The sequence below is a fragment of the Streptomyces sp. NBC_01520 genome, from assembly GCF_045040375.1.
Taxonomy (GTDB): domain Bacteria; phylum Actinomycetota; class Actinomycetes; order Streptomycetales; family Streptomycetaceae; genus Streptomyces.
Map to the genome: position 1 here is coordinate 4,626,750 of NZ_CP109404.1, position 19,844 is coordinate 4,646,593.

At 72.1% G+C, this 19,844-nt stretch carries 16 protein-coding genes and 1 pseudogene; 12 read left to right on the forward strand and 5 right to left on the reverse strand.

Annotated features, from left to right (window positions below):
• Positions 1 to 9 precede the first annotated feature (9 nt).
• The gene (locus OG524_RS21050; protein ID WP_405811495.1) at positions 10 to 1,002 is read right to left on the reverse strand and encodes a GlxA family transcriptional regulator; all 993 of its coding nucleotides are present in this window, start codon (positions 1,000 to 1,002) and stop codon (positions 10 to 12) included.
• A gap of 52 nt (positions 1,003 to 1,054) precedes the next feature.
• Here OG524_RS21050 and OG524_RS21055 point away from each other — a divergent pair, with 52 nt between their 5' ends.
• The 9 genes from OG524_RS21055 (at position 1,055) to OG524_RS21095 (ending at position 11,909) form a co-directional block, all read left to right on the forward strand.
• Positions 1,055 to 1,450 carry a cupin domain-containing protein gene (locus OG524_RS21055; RefSeq protein ID WP_405811496.1) on the forward strand — a complete coding sequence of 132 codons (396 nt, stop codon included), beginning with the start codon at positions 1,055 to 1,057 and terminating at the stop codon, positions 1,448 to 1,450.
• A gap of 118 nt (positions 1,451 to 1,568) precedes the next feature.
• Positions 1,569 to 2,375, forward strand: coding sequence for a TIGR03084 family metal-binding protein (locus OG524_RS21060; RefSeq protein ID WP_405389297.1), 807 nt, complete (start codon positions 1,569 to 1,571; stop codon positions 2,373 to 2,375).
• A complete protein-coding gene (locus tag OG524_RS21065) occupies positions 2,372 to 4,075 on the forward strand; it encodes an acyclic terpene utilization AtuA family protein (RefSeq protein ID WP_405811497.1) in 1,704 nt (567 codons plus the stop codon). Before OG524_RS21060 ends, OG524_RS21065 begins: the two co-directional genes overlap by 4 nt.
• Positions 4,072 to 5,670 (forward strand): acyl-CoA carboxylase subunit beta, encoded by a 1,599-nt coding sequence (locus OG524_RS21070; RefSeq protein WP_405811498.1) that lies wholly within the window; start codon positions 4,072 to 4,074, stop codon positions 5,668 to 5,670. The genes OG524_RS21065 and OG524_RS21070 overlap by 4 nt, the downstream gene beginning before the upstream one ends.
• A gap of 7 nt (positions 5,671 to 5,677) precedes the next feature.
• On the forward strand, positions 5,678 to 7,636 hold the full coding sequence (locus OG524_RS21075) for an acetyl/propionyl/methylcrotonyl-CoA carboxylase subunit alpha (protein ID WP_405811499.1): 1,959 nt from the start codon (positions 5,678 to 5,680) through the stop codon (positions 7,634 to 7,636).
• Positions 7,633 to 8,796, forward strand: a complete 1,164-nt coding sequence (locus OG524_RS21080; protein WP_405811500.1) for an acyl-CoA dehydrogenase family protein — start codon at positions 7,633 to 7,635, stop codon at positions 8,794 to 8,796. The genes OG524_RS21075 and OG524_RS21080 overlap by 4 nt, the downstream gene beginning before the upstream one ends.
• A gap of 133 nt (positions 8,797 to 8,929) precedes the next feature.
• Complete coding sequence (locus OG524_RS21085) at positions 8,930 to 10,507, forward strand: 4-coumarate--CoA ligase family protein (protein WP_405811501.1); 1,578 nt, start codon at positions 8,930 to 8,932, stop codon at positions 10,505 to 10,507.
• Positions 10,508 to 10,551: 44 nt separating this feature from the next.
• The gene (locus OG524_RS21090; RefSeq protein WP_405811502.1) at positions 10,552 to 11,286 is read left to right on the forward strand and encodes an enoyl-CoA hydratase family protein; all 735 of its coding nucleotides are present in this window, start codon (positions 10,552 to 10,554) and stop codon (positions 11,284 to 11,286) included.
• Positions 11,274 to 11,909: a TetR/AcrR family transcriptional regulator gene (locus OG524_RS21095; RefSeq protein ID WP_405389290.1), complete on the forward strand. Its 636-nt coding sequence runs from the start codon at positions 11,274 to 11,276 to the stop codon at positions 11,907 to 11,909. Before OG524_RS21090 ends, OG524_RS21095 begins: the two co-directional genes overlap by 13 nt.
• Here the strand turns inward: OG524_RS21095 and OG524_RS21100 are convergent.
• Entirely contained in the window at positions 11,868 to 12,683 is an 816-nt protein-coding gene (locus OG524_RS21100; protein ID WP_405811503.1) for an alpha/beta fold hydrolase, read from the reverse strand. The genes OG524_RS21095 and OG524_RS21100 overlap by 42 nt on opposite strands.
• Before the next feature lie 499 nt (positions 12,684 to 13,182).
• On the opposite strand from OG524_RS21100, the gene OG524_RS21105 reads away from it, so the two are divergent.
• A complete protein-coding gene (locus tag OG524_RS21105; protein WP_405389288.1) occupies positions 13,183 to 13,812 on the forward strand; it encodes a hypothetical protein in 630 nt (209 codons plus the stop codon).
• A 95-nt stretch (positions 13,813 to 13,907) separates the two neighbouring features.
• Here the strand turns inward: OG524_RS21105 and OG524_RS21110 are convergent, their stop codons facing one another.
• The gene (locus tag OG524_RS21110) at positions 13,908 to 15,686 is read right to left on the reverse strand and encodes an acyl-CoA dehydrogenase (RefSeq protein ID WP_405811504.1); all 1,779 of its coding nucleotides are present in this window, start codon (positions 15,684 to 15,686) and stop codon (positions 13,908 to 13,910) included.
• 237 nt (positions 15,687 to 15,923) lie between these two features.
• Positions 15,924 to 16,895 carry a MarR family transcriptional regulator gene (locus OG524_RS21115; protein ID WP_405389286.1) on the reverse strand — a complete coding sequence of 324 codons (972 nt, stop codon included), beginning with the start codon at positions 16,893 to 16,895 and terminating at the stop codon, positions 15,924 to 15,926.
• 516 nt (positions 16,896 to 17,411) lie between these two features.
• Here OG524_RS21115 and OG524_RS21120 point away from each other — a divergent pair.
• Positions 17,412 to 18,806, forward strand: a complete 1,395-nt coding sequence (locus tag OG524_RS21120; RefSeq protein ID WP_405389285.1) for an AAA family ATPase — start codon at positions 17,412 to 17,414, stop codon at positions 18,804 to 18,806.
• Positions 18,803 to 19,546: an HNH endonuclease gene (locus OG524_RS21125; RefSeq protein ID WP_405389284.1), complete on the forward strand. Its 744-nt coding sequence runs from the start codon at positions 18,803 to 18,805 to the stop codon at positions 19,544 to 19,546. Before OG524_RS21120 ends, OG524_RS21125 begins: the two co-directional genes overlap by 4 nt.
• 7 nt (positions 19,547 to 19,553) lie before the next feature.
• Here OG524_RS21125 and OG524_RS21130 read toward each other — a convergent pair.
• Positions 19,554 to 19,721: pseudogene (locus OG524_RS21130) on the reverse strand (DUF397 domain-containing protein); the annotation flags it as partial.
• Positions 19,722 to 19,844: the final 123 nt, after the last annotated feature.

The following is a 19,844-nucleotide window of genomic DNA, read 5'->3' on the forward strand; positions in this document are numbered from 1 at the left end:
ACCGCCCCGTCAGGTCACCGCGGGCCCGAACCTGCGCCGGTACGCCGACGGCGTGATGCCGGTCTCCCGGCGCATCAGCGTGCGCAGATTCGCGGCGGTGCCGAGCCCGCTGCGCCGGGCGACCACCTCCAGGCGGGACTCGCCCCGCTCGATCAACCGGCAGGCCAGGGCGAGGCGTTCCCCCGTGAGCCACGTCAGCGGTGTCGTGCCCAGCTGTGCCCGGAAGCGGCGGTGCAGCGTCGCCGGGCTGACCGCCGCGCGTGCCGCCAGGTCCGCCACCGTGAGGGGCGAGTCCAGCCGCTCCAGGGCCCAGGCCAGGACCGGTGCCAGGGACTCGTCCGGCAGGTCGGGCATGGGGCGCTCCACGAACTGCCGCTGTCCGCCGTCCCGGTGCGCCGCGAAGACCAGGCGCCGGCTCACCGAGTTGGCGATCTCGGCGCCGTGGTCGCGCCGGACCACATGCAGCACGAGGTCGAGCGCGGCGGCGCTCCCCGCAGCGGTGAGGATGTCGCCGTCGTCCACGAACAGCACGTCGGATTCGAGCCGTACGGAAGGGAAGCGGGCCCGGAAGGAATCCGCCCACTGCCAGTGCGCGGTGGCCCTGCGCCCGTCCAGGACGCCCGCCTCGGCCAGGGTGAACGCGCCGCTGCAGAAGCCGAGCAGACGCGCACCGCGTGCGTGCGCCCGCCGGACGGCGTCGAGGACGGCGGTCCGCCGGGGCACCTCGACGTCGGGACGGTTGGGGACGATCAGGGTGTCGGCCGTGTCGGCCGCCTCCAGACCGGCCACGCCCGTGAGCGTGAAGAATCCGTCCCGCATCAGGGTGCGGGGTTCGGGGGAGCAGAGCCCGAAGTCGTAGAGGTCCCGGCCGATCTCGGGTCTGCGCAGGCCGAAGACCTCGGTCGCGCAGCCGAGCTCGAAGGGATTCGAGTTCGCGTCCACGATCACGACGACCCGGTGGAGGCCCGCCGTGCGCCCCGCGTGCGAGGATTCTTGCGTCATATGCGATTCCTAGCACTCGTGCCGGCCGCCGCGACGGCCGACGATGGCATCCATGAGCAGCGAACCCCTCTCCCTCGGCCAGGCCCTCGCCTCCTTCGACGCCCTGTGGAGCCCCCGCATCGTCACGCGCGTCAACGACTACGACGTCCGCGTCGCCAAGGTCGAGGGCGAACACCTCTGGCACGCCCACGACGACACCGACGAGTTCTTCCTGGTCCTGGAAGGGGAGCTGCGCATCGCCCTGCGGGAGCCCGCCGGGGAGCGCACGGTCCTGCTCCCGCAGGGCGCGGTCTTCACCGTCCCCCGGGGCGTGGAGCACAAGCCGTCCGCCCCGTCCGGCGCCGCCATCCTGATGTTCGAGCCCGCCGGGACGCCGACCGTGGGCGATCGGCACGACGACATCCCGGACCACGTGGACGCGACGACCGGCCACCCGCTCACGACCTGAACAGGCCGGGCACCGGGCGTGGTTGGTCCCGTCGAAAAAACCATGCAAGCGTGCTTGTTTGTTTTCCTGGTCGCTGGCATGCTCCGGGGCACACCGCCACGCCCCGAGGGAGCGCACCGTGTCCGATGCCGCAGCCGTCACCGTCGCCGTGCTCGACGACCTGCGTCGGGAGAGCGACGAACTCGACCTGCTGGTCGCCGGACTGGACGCCGGTGGATGGGCCGGGCCGACACCCGCCGAGGGGTGGACCGTGGCCCATCAGATCGCCCACCTGAACTGGACCGACGAGGTCGCGCTGATCGCCGTCACCCAGCCCGAGGCCTTCGCCGCCGAGGTCGACCGGGCGCTCGCCGACCCTGACACGTTCGTCGACGAGGCAGCCGCCGAGAGAGTGGCGCGGCTGCCGCCCGAAGCCCTGTTCGTGCAGTGGCGGGAGGGCCGGGAGCGGCTCCACCGGGCGCTGCGGGAGGCACCCGACGGGGCGAGATTCCCCTGGTACGGGCCGCCCATGAGCGTCGCCTCGATGGCGACCGCGCGGATCATGGAGACCTGGGCCCACGCGCAGGACGTCGCCGACGCCCTAGGGGTGACGCGGAAGCCGACCGCGAGGCTGCGGCACGTCGCCAGGATCGGGGTGCGGGCCCGGGACTACGCCTACTTCGTGCACGGCGAGAAGCCGCCCGGCGAGCCGTTCCGGGTGGAGCTGGAGGGACCGGACGGCGAGGCGTACGCGTACGGTCCCGAGGACGCCGCCCAACGGGTCACCGGGCCCCTGTCCGACTTCTGTCTGCTCGTCACCCACCGCGCCCACCGCGACGACCTCGCCCTGGTGGCTGTGGGCGCCGACGCCGGCCACTGGCTGGACATCGCGCAGGCCTTCGCCGGACCGGCCGGCTCCGGACGTCTTCCGAAGGGCGACCGATGACCGGGCCGCTGCGGATCGGCAACGCCTCCGGGTTCTACGGCGACCGCTTCGACGCCGTACGCGAGATGCTCACCGGGGGCCCCCTCGACGTCCTGACCGGGGACTACCTCGCCGAGCTCACCATGCTGATCCTCGGCCGCGGCCGGATCAAGGACCCCACCCGCGGATACGCCTCCACCTTCCTGCGGCAGTTGGAGGAGAACCTCGGCCTCGCCCACGAGCGGGGCGTGAAGATCGTCACCAACGCCGGGGGGCTCAATCCGGCCGGGCTCGCCGACGCCGTACGGGAGTTGGCCGACACGGTGGGCGTGCCCGTGCGGGTCGCGCACGTCGAGGGCGACAGCCTTCCCGCGCCCGACGGATTCCTCACCGCGAACGTCTACCTCGGCGGTGCGGGCATCGCGGCCTGTCTGCGGGCCGGGGCCGACATCGTCGTCACCGGACGCGTCACCGACGCCGCTCTCGTCACCGGACCCGCCGCCGCCCACTTCGGCTGGGGACCCGAGGACCACGACGCCCTCGCCGGGGCCGTCGTCGCCGGGCACGTGCTGGAGTGCGGGACGCAGGCCACGGGCGGGAACTACGCGTTCTTCGGTGGCCACGACGTCCGCAGGCCCGGATTCCCGCTCGCCGAGATCCACCAGGACGGGTCGAGCGTCATCACCAAGCACGACGGCACGGGCGGTGTCGTCGACATCGGCACCGTCACCGCCCAGCTGCTGTACGAGACCGCCGGGGCCCGGTACGCCGGACCCGACGTCACCGCCCGGCTCGACACCGTACGGCTGGCGCCGGACGGCCCGGATCGCGTACGGATCACCGGGGTACGGGGCGAGGCCCCGCCGCCCACGCTCAAGGTCGGGCTCAACCGGCTCGGCGGCTGGCGCAACGAGGTCGTCTTCGTGCTGACCGGCCTCGACATCGAGGCCAAGGCACGCCTCGTGAAGGACCAGTTCGCCGACGCCCTCGCCCGCGGCGGGCGGCAGCCCGCCGAGGTGCGGTGGGAGCTCGTGCGTACCGACCGGCCCGACGCCGCCACCGAGGAGACCGCCGGCGCCCTGCTCCGCCTCGTCGTGCGCGACCGGGACGCGGACACCGTGGGCCGTGCGGTGTCCGGGGCGGCCGTCGAGCTGGCGCTCGGCAGCTACCCGGGCTTCCACCTGACCGCCCCGCCGGGAAAGGGCGCCCCGTACGGGGTGTTCGAGGCCAGGTACGTACCGGTGGCGGAGGTCGGGCACGTGGCCGTCCTCCCGGACGGGGACCGGGAGACCGTGCCCCCGGCCCGGCGGCACAGGGTGCTCGAAGCGGTCGAGGAGCCCGGACTTCCGGAGCCGCTGCCGCCCGGCCCCGTCCGCACCGCCCCCCTCGGCCGCGTCGCCGGAGCCCGCAGCGGCGACAAGGGCGGCGACGCCAACGTCGGTGTGTGGGCGCGCAGCGACGACGCGTGGCGGTGGCTGGCCCACGAGCTGACCGTCACCCGCTTCCAGGAGCTGCTCCCGGAGACCGCCGGGCTCACCGTCGTACGCCATGTCCTGCCGAACCTGCGGGCGCTGAACTTCGTCGTCCACGGCCTCCTCGGCGAGGGCGTCGCCGCCCAGGCCCGCTTCGATCCGCAGGCCAAGGCGGTGGGGGAGTGGCTGCGGTCCCGTCATCTCCCCGTCCCCGCAGCGCTCCTGGAAGAACCGGAGGTGACCGCATGACCGTCCTGCCCACCGCACTCGACACCGCCGGACCCGAATACGCCGCCCACCGCGAGGCCATGCTCGCGAAGCTCGCCGAGCTGGACACCGAGCACGCCAAGGCGCTGGCGGGCGGCGGCGAGAAGTACGTGACGCGGCACCGGAAGCGCGGGAAGCTGCCGGCCCGCGAGCGGATCGAGCTGCTGATCGACCCGGACACCCCGTTCCTGGAGCTGTCCCCGCTCGCCGCCTGGGGCAGCGACTACGCGACGGGCGCCTCACTCGTCACCGGGATCGGGGTCGTGGAAGGCGTCGAGTGCCTGATCACCGCCAACGACCCGACCGTACGCGGCGGCGCCTCCAACCCGTGGACGCTCAGGAAGGCCCTGCGGGCGAACGAGATCGCCTTCGCCAACCGGCTGCCCTGCGTCAGCCTCGTCGAGTCGGGCGGCGCCGACCTGCCCTCGCAGAAGGAGATCTTCATCCCGGGGGGAGCGCTGTTCCGCGACCTCACCCGGCTGTCGGCGGCCGGGATCCCCACCGTCGCCGTCGTCTTCGGGAACTCCACCGCCGGAGGCGCGTACGTCCCCGGCATGTCCGACCACACCGTGATGATCAAGGAGCGGTCGAAGGTCTTCCTCGGCGGCCCACCGCTGGTGAAGATGGCCACCGGCGAGGAGAGCGACGACGAATCGCTCGGCGGCGCCGAGATGCACGCCCGTACCTCCGGACTCGCCGACCACTTCGCGCTCGACGAGCACGACGCCCTGCGCCAGGCCCGCCGTATCGTCGCCCGTCTCAACTGGCGCAAGGCGTACGCCGATCCGGCGCCCGCCGAACCCCCGAAGTACGACGAGGACGAGCTGATCGGGATCGTGCCCGGTGACCTCAAGATCCCCTTCGACCCCCGCGAGGTCATCGCCCGGCTCGTCGACGGATCGGACTTCGACGCCTTCAAGCCGCTGTACGGGACGAGCCTGGTCACCGGCTGGGCCCGGCTCCACGGCTATCCGGTCGGCATCCTCGCCAACGCCCAGGGCGTGCTGTTCAGCGAGGAGTCGCAGAAGGCCGCGCAGTTCATCCAGCTCGCCAACCAGCGCGACATCCCGCTCCTCTTCCTGCACAACACCACCGGCTACATGGTCGGCAAGGAGTACGAGCAGGGCGGCATCATCAAACACGGCGCGATGATGATCAACGCGGTGTCGAACTCCAAGGTCCCGCACCTGTCCGTGCTGATGGGCGCCTCCTACGGCGCCGGGCACTACGGCATGTGCGGCCGTGCCTACGACCCCCGCTTCCTCTTCGCCTGGCCCAGCAGCAAGTCCGCCGTCATGGGCCCCCAGCAGCTCGCCGGCGTCCTGTCGATCGTCGCCCGCGCCTCGGCCGCCGCCAGGGGCCTGCCCTACGACGACGAGGCCGACGCCGGACTGCGCGCCATGGTGGAGCAGCAGATCGAGTCCGAGTCCCTGCCCATGTTCCTGTCCGGGCGGCTGTACGACGACGGGGTCATCGACCCCCGCGACACCAGGACCGTCCTCGGGATGTGCCTGTCCGCGATCCACACGGCACCGGTCGAGGGCGCCCGCGGCGGCTTCGGCGTCTTCCGGATGTGAGGCCCAGATGATCACCACTCTCCTTGTCGCCAACCGCGGTGAGATCGCCTGCCGGATCTTCCGCACCTGCCGTGAGCTGGGCATCTCCACCGTCGCCGTGTACTCGGACGCGGACACCGAAGCCCTGCACGTCCGGGAGGCCGACACCGCCGTACGCCTCCCGGGGTCCGCCCCCGCCGACACCTACCTGCGCGGCGACCTCGTCGTGGCCGCGGCCCGCGCGGCGGGCGCCGACGCCGTGCACCCCGGGTACGGATTCCTCTCCGAGAACGCCGGATTCGCCCAGGCCGTGCAGGACGCGGGCCTCGTATGGGTGGGGCCGCCGGTGAAGGCCATCGAGCTGATGGCGTCCAAGACCCGCGCCAAGGAACTGATGGCCGCGGCCGGGGTGTCCCTCCTCGCCCCCGTGGACCCGTCCGCCGCCACCGCCGAGGACCTTCCGCTGCTGCTCAAGGCCGCGGCGGGCGGCGGCGGACGCGGGATGCGGATCGTCCGGGACCTCGCCGGCCTGCCCGGCGAGCTGACGGCCGCCACGGCCGAGGCCGCCTCCGCCTTCGGCGACGGCGAGGTCTTCGCCGAGCCCTACGTCGAACGCGGCCGGCACGTCGAGGTCCAGGTCATGGCCGACGCACAGGGCACGGTGTGGGCCCTCGGCACCCGGGACTGCTCCCTCCAGCGCCGCCACCAGAAGGTCATCGAGGAGGCCCCGGCCCCGGGCCTCGACGACGCGCTGCGGGCACGGCTCCACGACGACGCCGTCGCCGCGGCCCAGGCCGTGGGCTACCGGGGCGCGGGGACCGTCGAGTTCCTCGTATCGGCCGAAGGACGCCCGTACTTCCTGGAGATGAACACCCGCCTCCAGGTCGAACACCCCGTCACGGAAGCCGTGTTCGGGCTCGACCTCGTCGCCCTGCAACTCCGCGTCGCGGAGGGCGCACCACTGCCCGCCGCCACGCCCCCGGAGCCGCACGGGCATGCCGTCGAAGCCCGGCTGTACGCCGAGGACCCCGCCGCGAACTGGCAGCCGCAGACCGGGACCCTGCACACCCTGGACGTCCCGCACGGCCCCGGCCTGCGGCTCGACACCGGCTACACCGGCGGCGACACCATCGGGGTGCACTACGACCCGATGCTCGCCAAGGTCGTCGCCCACGCCGCCACCCGCACCGAAGCCGTACGCCTCCTCGCCCGCACCCTCGAACGCGCCCGCATCCACGGGCCGGTCACCAACCGCGACCTGCTCGTACGGTCCCTGCGCCACCCCGACTTCGCCGGGGCCCGCCCGGACACCGGCTTCTACGACCGGCACCTCACCGCGCTCACCCGGTCCGAGGACGAGGAGGGCCGCCGCCTCGCCGCCACCGCCGCCGCCCTGGCGCGGGCCGCCACCCGGCCCGCCACCGGGACGGCCCGCCTCGGCGCCTGGCGCAACCTCGCCTCGCAGCACCAGACCGTGAGCTACCGCAGCGAACCGGACGGCACCGAGCACGAGGTCGCCTACCGGACCGGACGCACCGGCCCCCGGCCGGAGACCGGCGAACGCGTCGTCACCGCCGCACCCGGCCACGTCACCCTCGAAGCCGACGGCCTCACCCGGCACTTCACCGTCACCGTCCACGGCGGGCGGACCTATGTGGACGGTGCCGCGGGCGCGTACACCTTCACCGTCCTGCCCCGCTTCACCGACCCCGCCGAACGCACCGAACCCGGCTCCCTGCTCGCCCCCATGCCCGGCACCGTCGTACGCCTCGCGGACGGCCTCGCACCGGGCACGGCCGTCGAGGCCGGGCAGCCGCTGATCTGGCTGGAGGCGATGAAGATGGAGCACCGCATCCTCGCCCCCGCCTCCGGTACCCTCACCGCGCTCCACGCCGCCCCCGGCCTCCAGGTCGAGGTCGGCGCACTGCTCGCCGTCGTCACCGACCCCGCCGCACCGGATTCCGCCGCACCGGAGGAGAACGCATGAGCACCGTCCTCGAAACCGAAGAGCACAAGGCACTGCGGGCCGCCGTCGCCGCACTCGGCACGCGCTACGGGCGCGACTACATGACCACCGTGGTCCGTGAGGGCTCCCACCCCCACGAGCTGTGGACCGACGCCGCGAAACTCGGCTACCTCGGCGTCAACCTCCCCGAGGAGTACGGCGGCGGAGGCTGCGGCATGGCCGAACTCTCCATCGTCCTGGAGGAGCTCGGCGCCGCCGGATGCCCCCTGCTGATGATGGTCGTCTCGCCCGCCATCTGCGGCACCGTCATCGCCCGCTTCGGCACCGGCTCCCAGAAGCGGCAGTGGCTGCCCGGCCTCGCCGACGGCAGCCTCACCATGGCCTTCGGCATCACCGAACCCGACGCGGGATCGAACTCCCACCGCATCACCACCACCGCCCGCCGCGAGAGCGGGGGAGGCTGGATCCTCACGGGCCGCAAGGTCTTCGTCTCCGGCGTCGACATCGCCGACGCCACCCTTGTCGTCGGCCGCACCGAGGACGCGCGGACCGGCACGCTCAAGCCCTGCCTCTTCATCGTCCCGCGCGAGGCCCCCGGCTTCGGACGCTCGCAGATCGACATGGAACTCCATGCGCCGGAGAAGCAGTTCGAGCTGACCCTCGACGACGTGCGGCTGCCCGCCGACGCGCTCGTGGGCGATGAGGACGCGGGGCTGCTCCAGCTGTTCGCCGGGCTCAACCCCGAGCGGATCATGACCGCCGCGTTCGGCATCGGGATGGGGCGCTACGCACTCGGCAAGGCCGTCGAGTACGCCCGCACCCGCCAGGTGTGGAAAGCCCCCATCGGCGCCCACCAGGCCATCGCGCACCCGCTCGCCATCGCCCACATCGAGCTGGAACTGGCCCGGCTCATGATGCAGAAGGCCGCCAGGCTGTACGACGAGGGCGACGACGTCGGCGCCGGCGAGGCCGCCAACATGGCCAAGTACGCGGCCGGCGAGGCATGTGTGAAGGCCGTCGACCAAGCCGTCCACACCCTGGGCGGCAACGGCCTCACCCGCGAATACGGCCTCGCCTCCCTGATCACGGCCGCACGCGTGGCCCGCATCGCGCCCGTCAGCAGGGAGATGATCCTGAACTACGTCTCCCACCAGTCGCTGGGACTGCCGAAGTCGTACTGACGACGCGGCCCGGTCGGCCCGGGGTCTCCCCATTTCCTGCCGACAGGGCGATTCCGACTCCTCACACCCGCACGACGGACCCGCTCCCGAGCGGGGCCGCGTGCCCGCCGCACCGCGACGACAGGGGACCACCATGGTGTTCCGCAGTGTGTACGCAGACGTTCCGGCCCTCGACGCACCCATCCACGAAGCGGTCCTGGGCGGGGCCGCGGCCTTCGGCGACACCGTCGCCCTGGTCGACGGCACGAACGGCCTCTCCGTCACCTACGCCCAGCTCGACACCTTCCACCGCCGCATCGCCGCACACCTCGCCGCGGCAGGACTGCGCAAGGGCGACGTCCTCGCCCTGCACAGCCCCAACACGATCGCCTACCCGGCCGTCTTCTACGGGGCCACGCGCGCCGGGGCCGCCGTCACCACCGTGCACCCGCTGGCCACGGCCGAGGAGTTCGCCAGACAGCTGGAGGACTCCGCCGCCCGCTGGATCGTCACCGTGTCCCCGTTCCTCGACGTCGCCCGCCGGGCGGCCGAACTCGCGGGCGGCATCCAGGAGATCTTCGTCTGCGACCAGGCGGAGGGCCACACCTCCGTGCTCGACATGCTGGGCTCCACCGCCCCCGAGCCCGACATCGCCTTCGACCCCGCCGAGGACGTCGCCGCCCTCCCGTACTCCTCCGGGACCACCGGCACCCCCAAGGGCGTCATGCTCACCCACCGCTCCATCGCCACCAACCTGGAGCAGCTGCGCCCCTTCATCCCCATGGAGCCCGGCCACAGCATCCTCGCCGTCCTCCCCTTCTTCCACATCTACGGGCTGACCGCCCTGATGAACGTGCCACTGCGCTGCGGAGCCACCGTCGTCGTGCTGCCCCGCTTCGACCTCGACCAGTTCCTCGGCGCCATCCAGGAACACCGCATCAGCGGGCTGTACGTGGCCCCGCCGATCGTCCTGGCCCTCGCCAAGCACCCGGCGGTCGGCACCTACGACCTGTCCTCGATCGAATACATCGTCAGCGCCGCCGCGCCCCTGGACGCCGAGCTCGCCGAAGCCTGCTCCAACCGCCTGGGAGTGCCGCCCGTACGGCAGGCGTACGGCATGACGGAACTCTCGCCCGGCACCCATGTCGTGCCCCTCGACGCGGAGAACCCGCCGTCCGGAGCCGTCGGGAAGCTGCTGCCGAGCACCGAGATGCGGATCGTGTCCATCGAGGACCCGGGGACCGACCTCGGCATCGACACCGACGGCGAGATCCTCATCCGCGGCCCGCAGGTGATGAAAGGTTACCTCGGCCGCCCCGGGGCCACCGCCGACATGATCGACGGCGACGGCTGGGTGCACACCGGGGACGTCGGCCGCGTCGACGCGGACGGCTGGCTCTTCGTCGTCGACCGGGTCAAGGAACTCATCAAGTACAAGGGCTACCAGGTCGCCCCCGCCGAACTCGAAGCCCTCCTCCTCACCCACGCGTCGGTCGCCGACGCCGCCGTCATCGGCGTCCTCGACACCGACGGCAACGAGGTGCCCAAGGCCTACGTCGTACGCGGACCGGCCGCCCAGGACCTCACCACGGACGACGTCATGGCGTACGTCGCCGAGCGCGTCTCGCCGTACAAGAAGGTCAGACAGGCCGAATTCGTCGAGACCGTACCGCGTGCCGCCTCCGGCAAGATCCTGCGCAGGGAACTGCGCGACCGGGAGAAGCGTCAGTGATCCACGCCGGACCCGCGCACGAACCCGACCCGAGGAGAGGAACGATGACCCTCGCCGCACCCACCCACGACCGGGGTGTCACCACGCTCACGCTCGACTCCCCGGCCAACCGCAACGCCCTGAGCGCAGGGCTCGTGTCCGGGCTGGCCGACGCCCTCGACGCCTGCGCGGCGGACGACACCGTACGGGCCGTGGTCCTCACCCACACCGGCAACACGTTCTGCGCGGGCGCCGACCTCAAGGCACCGGCCGACCCGCGTGCCTTCGTCGCCCTCATGCGACGCATCGTCACCCTGCCCAAACCGGTCGTCGCCCGGGTCACCGGGCACGTCCGGGCCGGCGGGCTCGGACTGCTCGGCGCCTGCGACATCTCGGTCGCGGGCCCCGACTCCTCGTTCGCCCTCACCGAATCACGCCTCGGCCTCGCCCCCGCCGTCATCTCCCTGCCCCTGCTGCCCCGCCTCGACCCCCGCGCGGCGTCCCGCTACTACCTCACCGGGGAGCGCTTCGACGCGGCGGAAGCCGCCCGGGCCGGCCTCGTGACCCTCGCGGCCGAGGACGTGGACAAGGCCCTCGTGCCGGTACTGGACGGACTGCGCAGAGCGTCCCCCCAGGGGCTGGCCGCATCGAAGGAGCTGGTCACGGTTACTGTGCTGAAGACTTTCGATCAGTACGCCGAAGACCTCATCGCCCGCTCCGCGGCACTCTTCGCCTCCGACGAGGCACGGGAGGGGATGGCGGCCTTCCTGGAACGACGGGATCCCGCATGGCTGCTGTGACCCCCACGAGCCCCAAGTCCCCGAAGCAGGACCGCAGCCGCGCCACCCGTCAACGGCTGCTCGAAGCCGCGGTGGCCTGCCTCGCCGAACACGGCTGGGCAGGCTCCACCGTCTCCGTCGTCGCCGAACGCGCCGGGGTCTCACGCGGCGCGGCCCAGCACCACTTCCCGACCCGCGAGGACCTGTTCACCGGCGCCATCGAGTACGTCGCCGAGGAACGCTCCGCCGCCCTGCGCGCCCTGCCCGTCCAGGGCCGCCCGGCGGTGATCGCCGCCATCGTCGACCTCTACACCGGGCCCCTCTTCCGGGCCGCGCTCCAGCTCTGGGTCGCCGCCTCCAACGAGGAACCGCTCCGCCCCCGCGTCACCGAACTCGAAGCCCGCGTCGGCCGCGAGACCCACCGCATAGCCGTCGAACTCCTCAGCGCGGACGAGAGCCGCCCCGGGGTCCGCGAAACGGTCCAGGGCCTCCTCGACATGGCCAGGGGCCTGGGCCTCGCCAACGTCCTCACCGACGACACCGCCCGCCGCCGCAGGGTCGTCGCGCAGTGGGCGGGGCTGCTGGACGACGCGCTGGGCCCCTTACGCACCGCCGGCGAACCGGGCGCCCAGGAAGCCCAGTAGCGCTTCGTTGAACCGCTCGGGCTGCTCCACCCCCGGCAGGTGGCCGGCCCGTTCGATGACGGCGAGCGTGGCGTGGGGCACGAGACGGAGCATGTCCTCGGCGTCGCGGACCGGGGTGTAGGCGTCGTCCGCGCCCACCACGAGCAGGACCGGTGTGTCGACGGCGGCGAGGGTGTCCCGGTGGTCGAGCCGCTCGGCCCGCCCCCGGAGTGCGGCGGCGGCCCCCTCGGGGGCGGTGGCCCGCATCATGCCCAGGACGTGTGCCGCCACGTCAGGCAGGTCGGTGACGTTGTACGGGGCGAGCATCTTGCCGATCACCTCGGCCGCGTATCCGTCCATGCCCTCGGCCAGCAACCGGTCCGCCATCGCGTTGCGGATCTCCTTGCCCTCCTCGGTCTCGGGGGGCGCGGACGTGTCGGACAGCACCAGGCCCAGGACCCGCTCCGGACGGCCCCGCCGGAACTCCATGGCGATCTGGCCGCCCATGGACACGCCGCCGACGACCGCGCGCTCCACGCCCAGGTGGTCGAGGAGAGCGGCGATGTCGTCCGCGAACTCGGAGAGGAGGACCTTGCCGGGGGTGACGCCGCTGTCGCCGTAGCCGCGCAGATCCGGGGTGATCACGCGGTACCCGGCCACCACCAGCGCCCGGACGGAGGGTCCCCACAGGGTGCGGTTGAACGGATGGCCGTGCACGAGCACGACCGGCAGCCCGTCCGACGGCCCCTGGTCGTCGTAGTGCAGCGTGACATCGCTCAACGCTATGTGGCTCATGCAGGTCACCCTAACGTCGGGACCGGCGACACTTACGCAGAATAACTTGCCTGGTCCACAAGGGTGTTGACCCGGCCCGGCGCGGACACCGGGCGGCCGGGGCGCCGTACGGATTCCTGGGCGTCCCGTCGGGCACACCTGTGCCCCGCACCTCGGCGTCCGAGGGCCGGGAGCCGGCTTCGGCGGTCTCCGGAGGCGCCGGGGCATGGCAAGATCATTTCTCCGAACTGCCCTGCCGATCCAGTCGGTTGGGGCCGTGGAGCAACCCCGTCGTCGCAGGTCGCGGCATGCTTCCTCGTTCCCGGAAGAGCTGTCCACCGGCGTCGGACCGGTGGATCCGGGCCGACGGTGGCGAGGCCCGCCGGCGGTGACCGAGGTCGTGGCGCACACGACTTCCGGAGCGCCCTGACGGGGGACGGGACGGCCCGTGCCCCGACGGACCCGGAAATCGGTGCGCGTACCGGCGATCCCGTTCCAGCCTGGTGACAGAAGGAGCTCGATGCACGTCCTGGTGCCGGAAGACCCCGTCTTCATGACCAGATTCCTGGCGATGGAGGAACCGCTCCTTCATTCGCTGTACTACTTCTACCTGCGCGACCTTCCCCCCGGGCAGGCAAAGGTCATTCGTGACGCGTACGAAGGCTGGGGAGACATCCAGAGCCGGATGCCTCGCCGCCTCCACTGGCAGGAGACGGCGGTCCGCCGGGCCCGTCAGCGACGGGACCCGGAGGGCTACACGCTCCGGGGCCGGGGCGGTGCGCCGCTGACGTGCCTGCACGTCGTCGGGATGAGCGCGGAGAGCATCTCGGGGCTGAGAGCCTGCCACGGCCTGCTCGCGGAGGCGGAGTCGGAAGCGGCCGGCCCGCTGGCCCGCGCGCTCGGCGAGATCGCGGAACACGGCCAGAACGTGGTGGACAACTTCCGCCGCGTACTGGACATCCTGCAGATCCAGGCCCCTCCCCGCCTCCTGGGGTCACTGCGGCAGGCGGCACCCACCGGGCCGGTGACGGCGATCTCCCTGGACGGGACGCAGGAGGAGGAGTACGAGACCTTCTGCGACCGGATGGTGCGGACCCTGAGCGCGGGCGACAGATTCACGTACGCGATGCACAGGGCGCTCTACTTCTGACCGGACCCGCCAGGGGGCTCCGGGCCCCCGGCTGTCGGTGGCGTGCGACGGCCGGCGGGCTTCCCGCGAACGGTGCCGGTCCCGTGTCCTCCCGTTCAGGCCCCGAGCATGGGGTAGGTGTCCAGGAGCGCGTCGGGCACCGCGAAGGCGTCGGTGAGTGTGAGCGCGTGCGGTTCGAGCGCGGCGACGACGGTCTCGACCACGTCGGGGAGCTCCTGGACCTGGGCGGCCGTCAGCCGCCCCTCGGCCAGGAGGTCTCCGCTGTGCGCGGCGACCTGGCGCAGGGCGAACAGGCTGTGCAGATCACCGAGGAGCCCACGGGCCTGCGGAGAGGCGGCCTGGCCGACCGCGGTCAGCAGTGCCTCGCCGGCCAGCCGGTGGACGTGGCTGTCGACCAGGTGCAGAGCCGGTGTGACGGCCGCGTTCCATCGCGCCATGGGCGAGGCCGCCCGCTCCCGGAGCCGCTTGCGGGCGCGGGCGTGCCATATGCGCTCCAGGTCGGCCATCAGGTCCTGCAGGTGCTCGGGGTCCGTCAGCGCACGGTGCTCCGGGGCGATCTCGCTGGGCGGCTTCGGCGAGAACCCGCCCAGGAGCATCTCGCCCGCGGCCTTCACCCAGATGACCTTGTTGTCGCCCTCGGCCGTGATCGTCCCCTCGTTGGCCGCGAGCTGCCCCGCTATGCCGTTGGCCAGGAGCAGCCCCTGGGCGCCGCACCGCTCCCGGCACTCGGTCATGACCGCGCGGGCCTGCCAGGTGATCCACCCCTTGGCGACGGCCGTCAGACGCTCGTTCGCCTCACGGTCGGTGTCCTCGGCCCACGTCCACTCCCGCACGACGGACCGGTGCAGCAGCGTGGCCGCGTACGTGGTCGCGACGGCGTCGAGCAGTGGGGCGTGGTGACTGCGGTGCGCTATCAGCGGCACCTTCTGGCCGCTGGTCATGCCGGACGTGACCCGGGAGTGCGCATGGCGCATGGCGACGGCCAGCGCGTGGCGCGTCACGCCCAGGCTGTACGCGCTCATGCACAGCTTCCCCGCCGTGACGCGCCCGATGGACCGCAGGAACCGCTTGCGGGGACTCCCCAGGGAACTGCTGAACTCCCCTTCCGGGCCGAGGCGCCCGTGGTCGCCCTGCAGGAGGGCGTCGAGGGGGAGCCGGACGCTGCTGAAGACCGTGGTGCAGTGGTCGACGGGGCTGCTGGCGGCCTGGGGCAGCGGGCTCACCTCCACCCCCGGCAGCGGGTGGCCCTCCTCGTCGCTCAGCGGGGTGAGGAACAGGAAGACACCGTTGTCCTCACCGTCGATGATCAGGCGCGCCGCGACGACGGCGCTCTTCGCGCCCCCCGTGGGACCGGTGTTGGGCATGTACTTGGCCGCACCCGGCGTCGGGGTGTGCAGGACGAAGCAGCCGGACGTGCGGTCGAGCGTGGCCGTGGTCTCCATCTGCGCGGCGTCGTTGCCGTGGGCCAGCTCGGTGCACAGGAAGGTACCGATCCGGTCCCCCCGGACGTACTCGGACAGATCACGTCCCGCGCGGTCATGGTCCAGCAGGCTGCCGAGGAAGAGGTTGTAGTGGATGCTCGCGACGGTCGCCATGCCGGGATCGACGATGCCCGCCCACTCGTGGAGCGCCGTGAGCGCGACGGGGTCGGTCACCAGGTTCTGCGGGCCGTCCACGGCCATGTTGACCAGCCGGAGACGTTCGTAGGACAGAGCTATGCGCTCCTGGTGCGTCAGTCCCTCCTGGAACCGGAACGGGGCGGAGCTGAACAGTTTCCTCCATCGTTCGTGGGTCGACTCGAGTCGATTCGCGAAGAGGATGTCAGTGAGCTCGGCGAGCGGGGTCTCGGTGCGCTGAATCTGATGGCGGATCACCCGCGAAAGCTATCCGTAGTGATCATTTACCGCAGCGTGATGATCAACAGGATTGGCGAGCCTGGGTGCATCGATGGAGGCCCCCGTGAGTGCCGTTCCCGCCGAAATCCGCGAAGCCGCAACGGGTTTCACCGACCTGGGGCGAGTCGGTCACGCGGCCGGAGAATGACTGGATATCGGCGTGCCGGAATGGGAACGACCGCTTCGGGCGGTCCGGCTTCCGGCTTCCGACCCCGCTCAGCGGGACCTGAGCAGCAGCTCGCGGACATGACCCGCACGGGCGCGCACGTCCGACTCACCGAGGCCTCCGGCCGGAGCCGCCACGGGTTCCGACGGATCGGGCCGGTGGCAGGAGCGGCAGAGGCCGTCGGGGAGGGCTTCCGGGCGGCCGGGCGTACCGCACTTGACGCATTCCGGCATGGTGCGGTGGACAGGTTCGCCGGGCGTGGGCGGTGCGGCGGCCGGGGACACGCGCGGCGGGATCCTGTCGTGGAGGCGTCGCCGGAGGAACCCGACGGGTGAGCCGACCTGGGCGGGGAGCCCGGCGGTGAGTGCCTGCGTCAGGTAGTCGGCGTTCACGCCCCGGGCCAGCCACTCGGCGGCCCGCGCCTCCAGGACCGCGCAGTCGGCGGCGGACAGCGCCAGGCGGGGATCGGTGCGGCCGAGCTGAGCCAGGGCCAGGTAGGCGGGTGACGGGCCGTCCGCCGTGGGGCCGGTCGGTGCCGGGCACGCCTGAGCCGGGCCGTACGGCTCCGGAGCCCGCTGCTGCGGTACGGCCGGTGCCGGTGCCGGTGCTGCGGGCTGCGCGGGGTCCTCCACTGGGACCCGGGGCGGCGGGGGCGCGGCGGCGGACGGCGCCGCTTCGCGGCCCTCGGCGACGAGGTGGGAGGCCCACCACTCGTTGTCGCGGGCGGTACGGGACCAGAAGGTCCGGAAGACCCAGCGGACCTGCTCGCCCTCACCGACCAGGCACCGTACGCGCCGCAGGTACCCGGCGACGGAAAGGGCCTTCAGGGCCGAAGCGACCGCCTGCTGGCCGTGGAGCGGCAGCTGCTTCGCCAGGCCCTTCACATCCATGAGCGCGCCGTCGGGAAGGTGGTCGACGAATCCGGCGATGTACCGCTCGCGGGCGGGCAGGAGCGCGAAGTCGTCGGCGCGTGAGGGGGGTTGGTCCGGCATGGACCGCTTGCCGTAGCCGGGCTTGGCCATCGGGTACGGGCGGGAGAGTGCGGGCGCACTGGGGGCGGGACTAGGGTGCTGGGTAGCCACGGGATCGTCCTAGGGTGCGATCGTGCGGTGAGACCCCGGCCTGGTGCTGCTAACACCGCGTCGGGGTCGTTCGTCTGGTCGAGTCGAACCGTAAGCAGCCGTGACCCTTCGCTGCAAGCCGGTCACCATTAGTCATACTTGCTGGCCGTGACGGGTGCGGATGGGCAGGGAGGTTTTCCAAACCCCTTCTTTTCCTTACCGGTTACAGAAGGCGCTCGAATCCCGGAGCCCGCATCCCGACGCCCGGATCCCGAAGCTCAGGCTTCGGGCGGAGCCGCGTTTGCGTTCCCTCGGGAGAGTGAACCGGGCGTTCCCGGCGCTCGGAACCCGGGACGCGAGATCCGAGCCCCGGCCGGGGAGCGGGAGCCGTCCGGGAGGCCTCGCTACGATGCGGACCAGGTCGCGTCCCACGGCCCGCTGCCACCTGCCCACGCCGACCGAACGGACACCGTACCCATGTACGTCAGCCGGGTTTCCGTACAGGACATCAAGTCGTTCAACGGCCCGCGCCAGGTCGACCTGCGCCTGACCCGCCCGGACGGAACCCACGCCGGGTGGACGGTCCTGGCGGGGCGGAACGGTGCCGGGAAGACGACCCTGCTGCGGGCGATCGCACTCGCGCTGAGTGGCCCGGTGGTCGCTCGTGGCCTGGTTCCCGGGTTCGACAACTGGGTGGCGCACGGTACCGGCGGGGGCAGTGTCGAGCTGGAGATCACCAGGGACGCGGAGTACGACCGGTTCACGCACGGCCGCCCGCCCGCCGGTCCGTTCGAGGCCGGGCTCCTGTGGACCGTTCCGCCGGACAGCGGACCGGACGGGAGGTCGTCCGGCAGACGCGGGGCGCAGCCTTCACTGGAAGAGATCACCTACACCGCGGCCGTCAGCAGCAACGCCCGCCGCGGGCCCTGGGCGGACAACCCCGTCGGCTGGTTCTGCGCCGCGTACGGGCCCTTCCGCAGGATGGCGGGCGGATCGGGGGAGGTCCAGCGGCTGATGCTCGCCTCCGGACCGGTGGCGCGGCTGGCGAGCCTCTTCCACGAGGACGCCTCGCTCGCCGAAGGAGTCGCCTGGCTCATCGAACAGCACCTCCGGGCGCTGGAGGGCCGGGCCGGAGCTGCCGTACTGAAGAACATGGCTCTCGCGATCCTTCAGGACGGACTCCTGCCCGACGGGTACCGCGTCATCGATGTCGACTCCGAGGGCCTCTGGGTGGAGCGGGACGGCATCCGCTTCCCCCTGCGCGAGATGAGCGACGGCTTCCGGACGGTGGCCGCGCTCGTCGTCGACATCCTCAAGCAGATCCACGACACGTTCGGTGACGCGCTCGTGGCGGACGCAGGCGAAGGACTGCTCTTCAACCGGGTGCCGGGCATCGTCATCATCGACGAGATCGACGCCCACCTCCACGTCTCCTGGCAACGCCGTATCGGCTCGTGGCTGACCACGCACTTCCCGAACATCCAGTTCATCGTCACCACGCACAGCCCCTACGTCTGCCAGTCCGCAGACCCGGGCGGACTCGTCCGGCTGCCCGGGGTCGACGAGGAGGACCGCCCGGAGGTCGTCGGGGAGGACCTGTACGAACGCGTGGTCTACGGCAGCGGGGACGACGCGGTGCTGTCGGACCTCTTCGGCCTGGACACCCCGTACTCCGAGCGGGCGGAGCGTAAGCGGGGCGAACTGGTGGCCCTGGAGATGGAGATGCTCCGCGGCCACGCCGATGCGGAGACGGCCGACCGGCACAGGCAGCTCAAGCGGCTGCTCACCAGTTCCCCGACAGCCCGGCTGGACGAGATGTCCGCCCGCCTCAAGGACCTGGCTGACGACGAGCAGAAGGACCCGCCGCGATGATCCGGCTGAAGCGTCTGGATCTGCCCCAGGACACCGTGACGCGCATGGACGGCCACACCGGGGAGATCAGGGACTCAGGGGAGCCGGCGGACAAGGCGCGCTACCTGTGGAAGCACACGACGGTGCGCCGGCATGTCCACCCGGCGCTCTTCGCCACGCTGGGGGACATGGCACCGGGCCACGAACGCTGCATGTACTGCGGCGACAACCAGGGCTCGGACATCGACCACTTCGAGCCGCTGTCCGCAGCGCCCTTACGGACCTTCGAGTGGGAAAACCATCTGCTCGCCTGCACCGTCTGCAACAGCCACCACAAGCGCCACGTGTTCCCCCGCGACGAGGCAGGGAACCCCCTCCTCATCGATCCGACGATCCAGGATCCCCTGGACCACCTTCACCTGGTCCTCGGAACCGGCCTGTACAGGGGACTGACTCCGCAAGGCGAGTCCAGCATCGACGTGTTCGGGCTCAACGCCCGTGGGGCACTGGTGAAGGGGCGCCACGACGCGTACAGAACCGCAGTGCTCTTCCTGGAACAGTGGCGCGTGGCGGCCGACAAGGGCCAGACGGACAAGGCCCGCCTCACGGTCCGCATCGCGTGGGACCGCCCGTTGGCCGACGTACTGGCTTCCATGTTCCACCAGGCGGCCTACCCGGCCGCCGAGATGCTGTTCAGCGGCGAGGACGAGGTGCTGGACCTGCTCCGCGATCCGGCCCTGCGCACCGGGTTTCTCGGCTGAGCGGTGGTCAGGCGTCGAGGGATCCGCTCCTGACGGCGCCGATGAAGGCCGACCAGCTTGCCGTGGACACGATCACGGCCGGGCCGTGTGCGGCCTCGCTGTCCCGCACGGGAACGGTGTCGTAGCCGCGAGCCACTTCGAGGCATTCGCCCTGGTCGCCACCGCTGTAGCTGGATTTGTGCCACCCATCGACCGGCGACCAGGTGCACTATCTGGCGTGCCGCCTGGCGGAGTCGCTCCGCGAGGTGCGGCGAGTCGCTGAGAGCCGGCGGACGGCCACCGCCCAGTTCCCCCATGA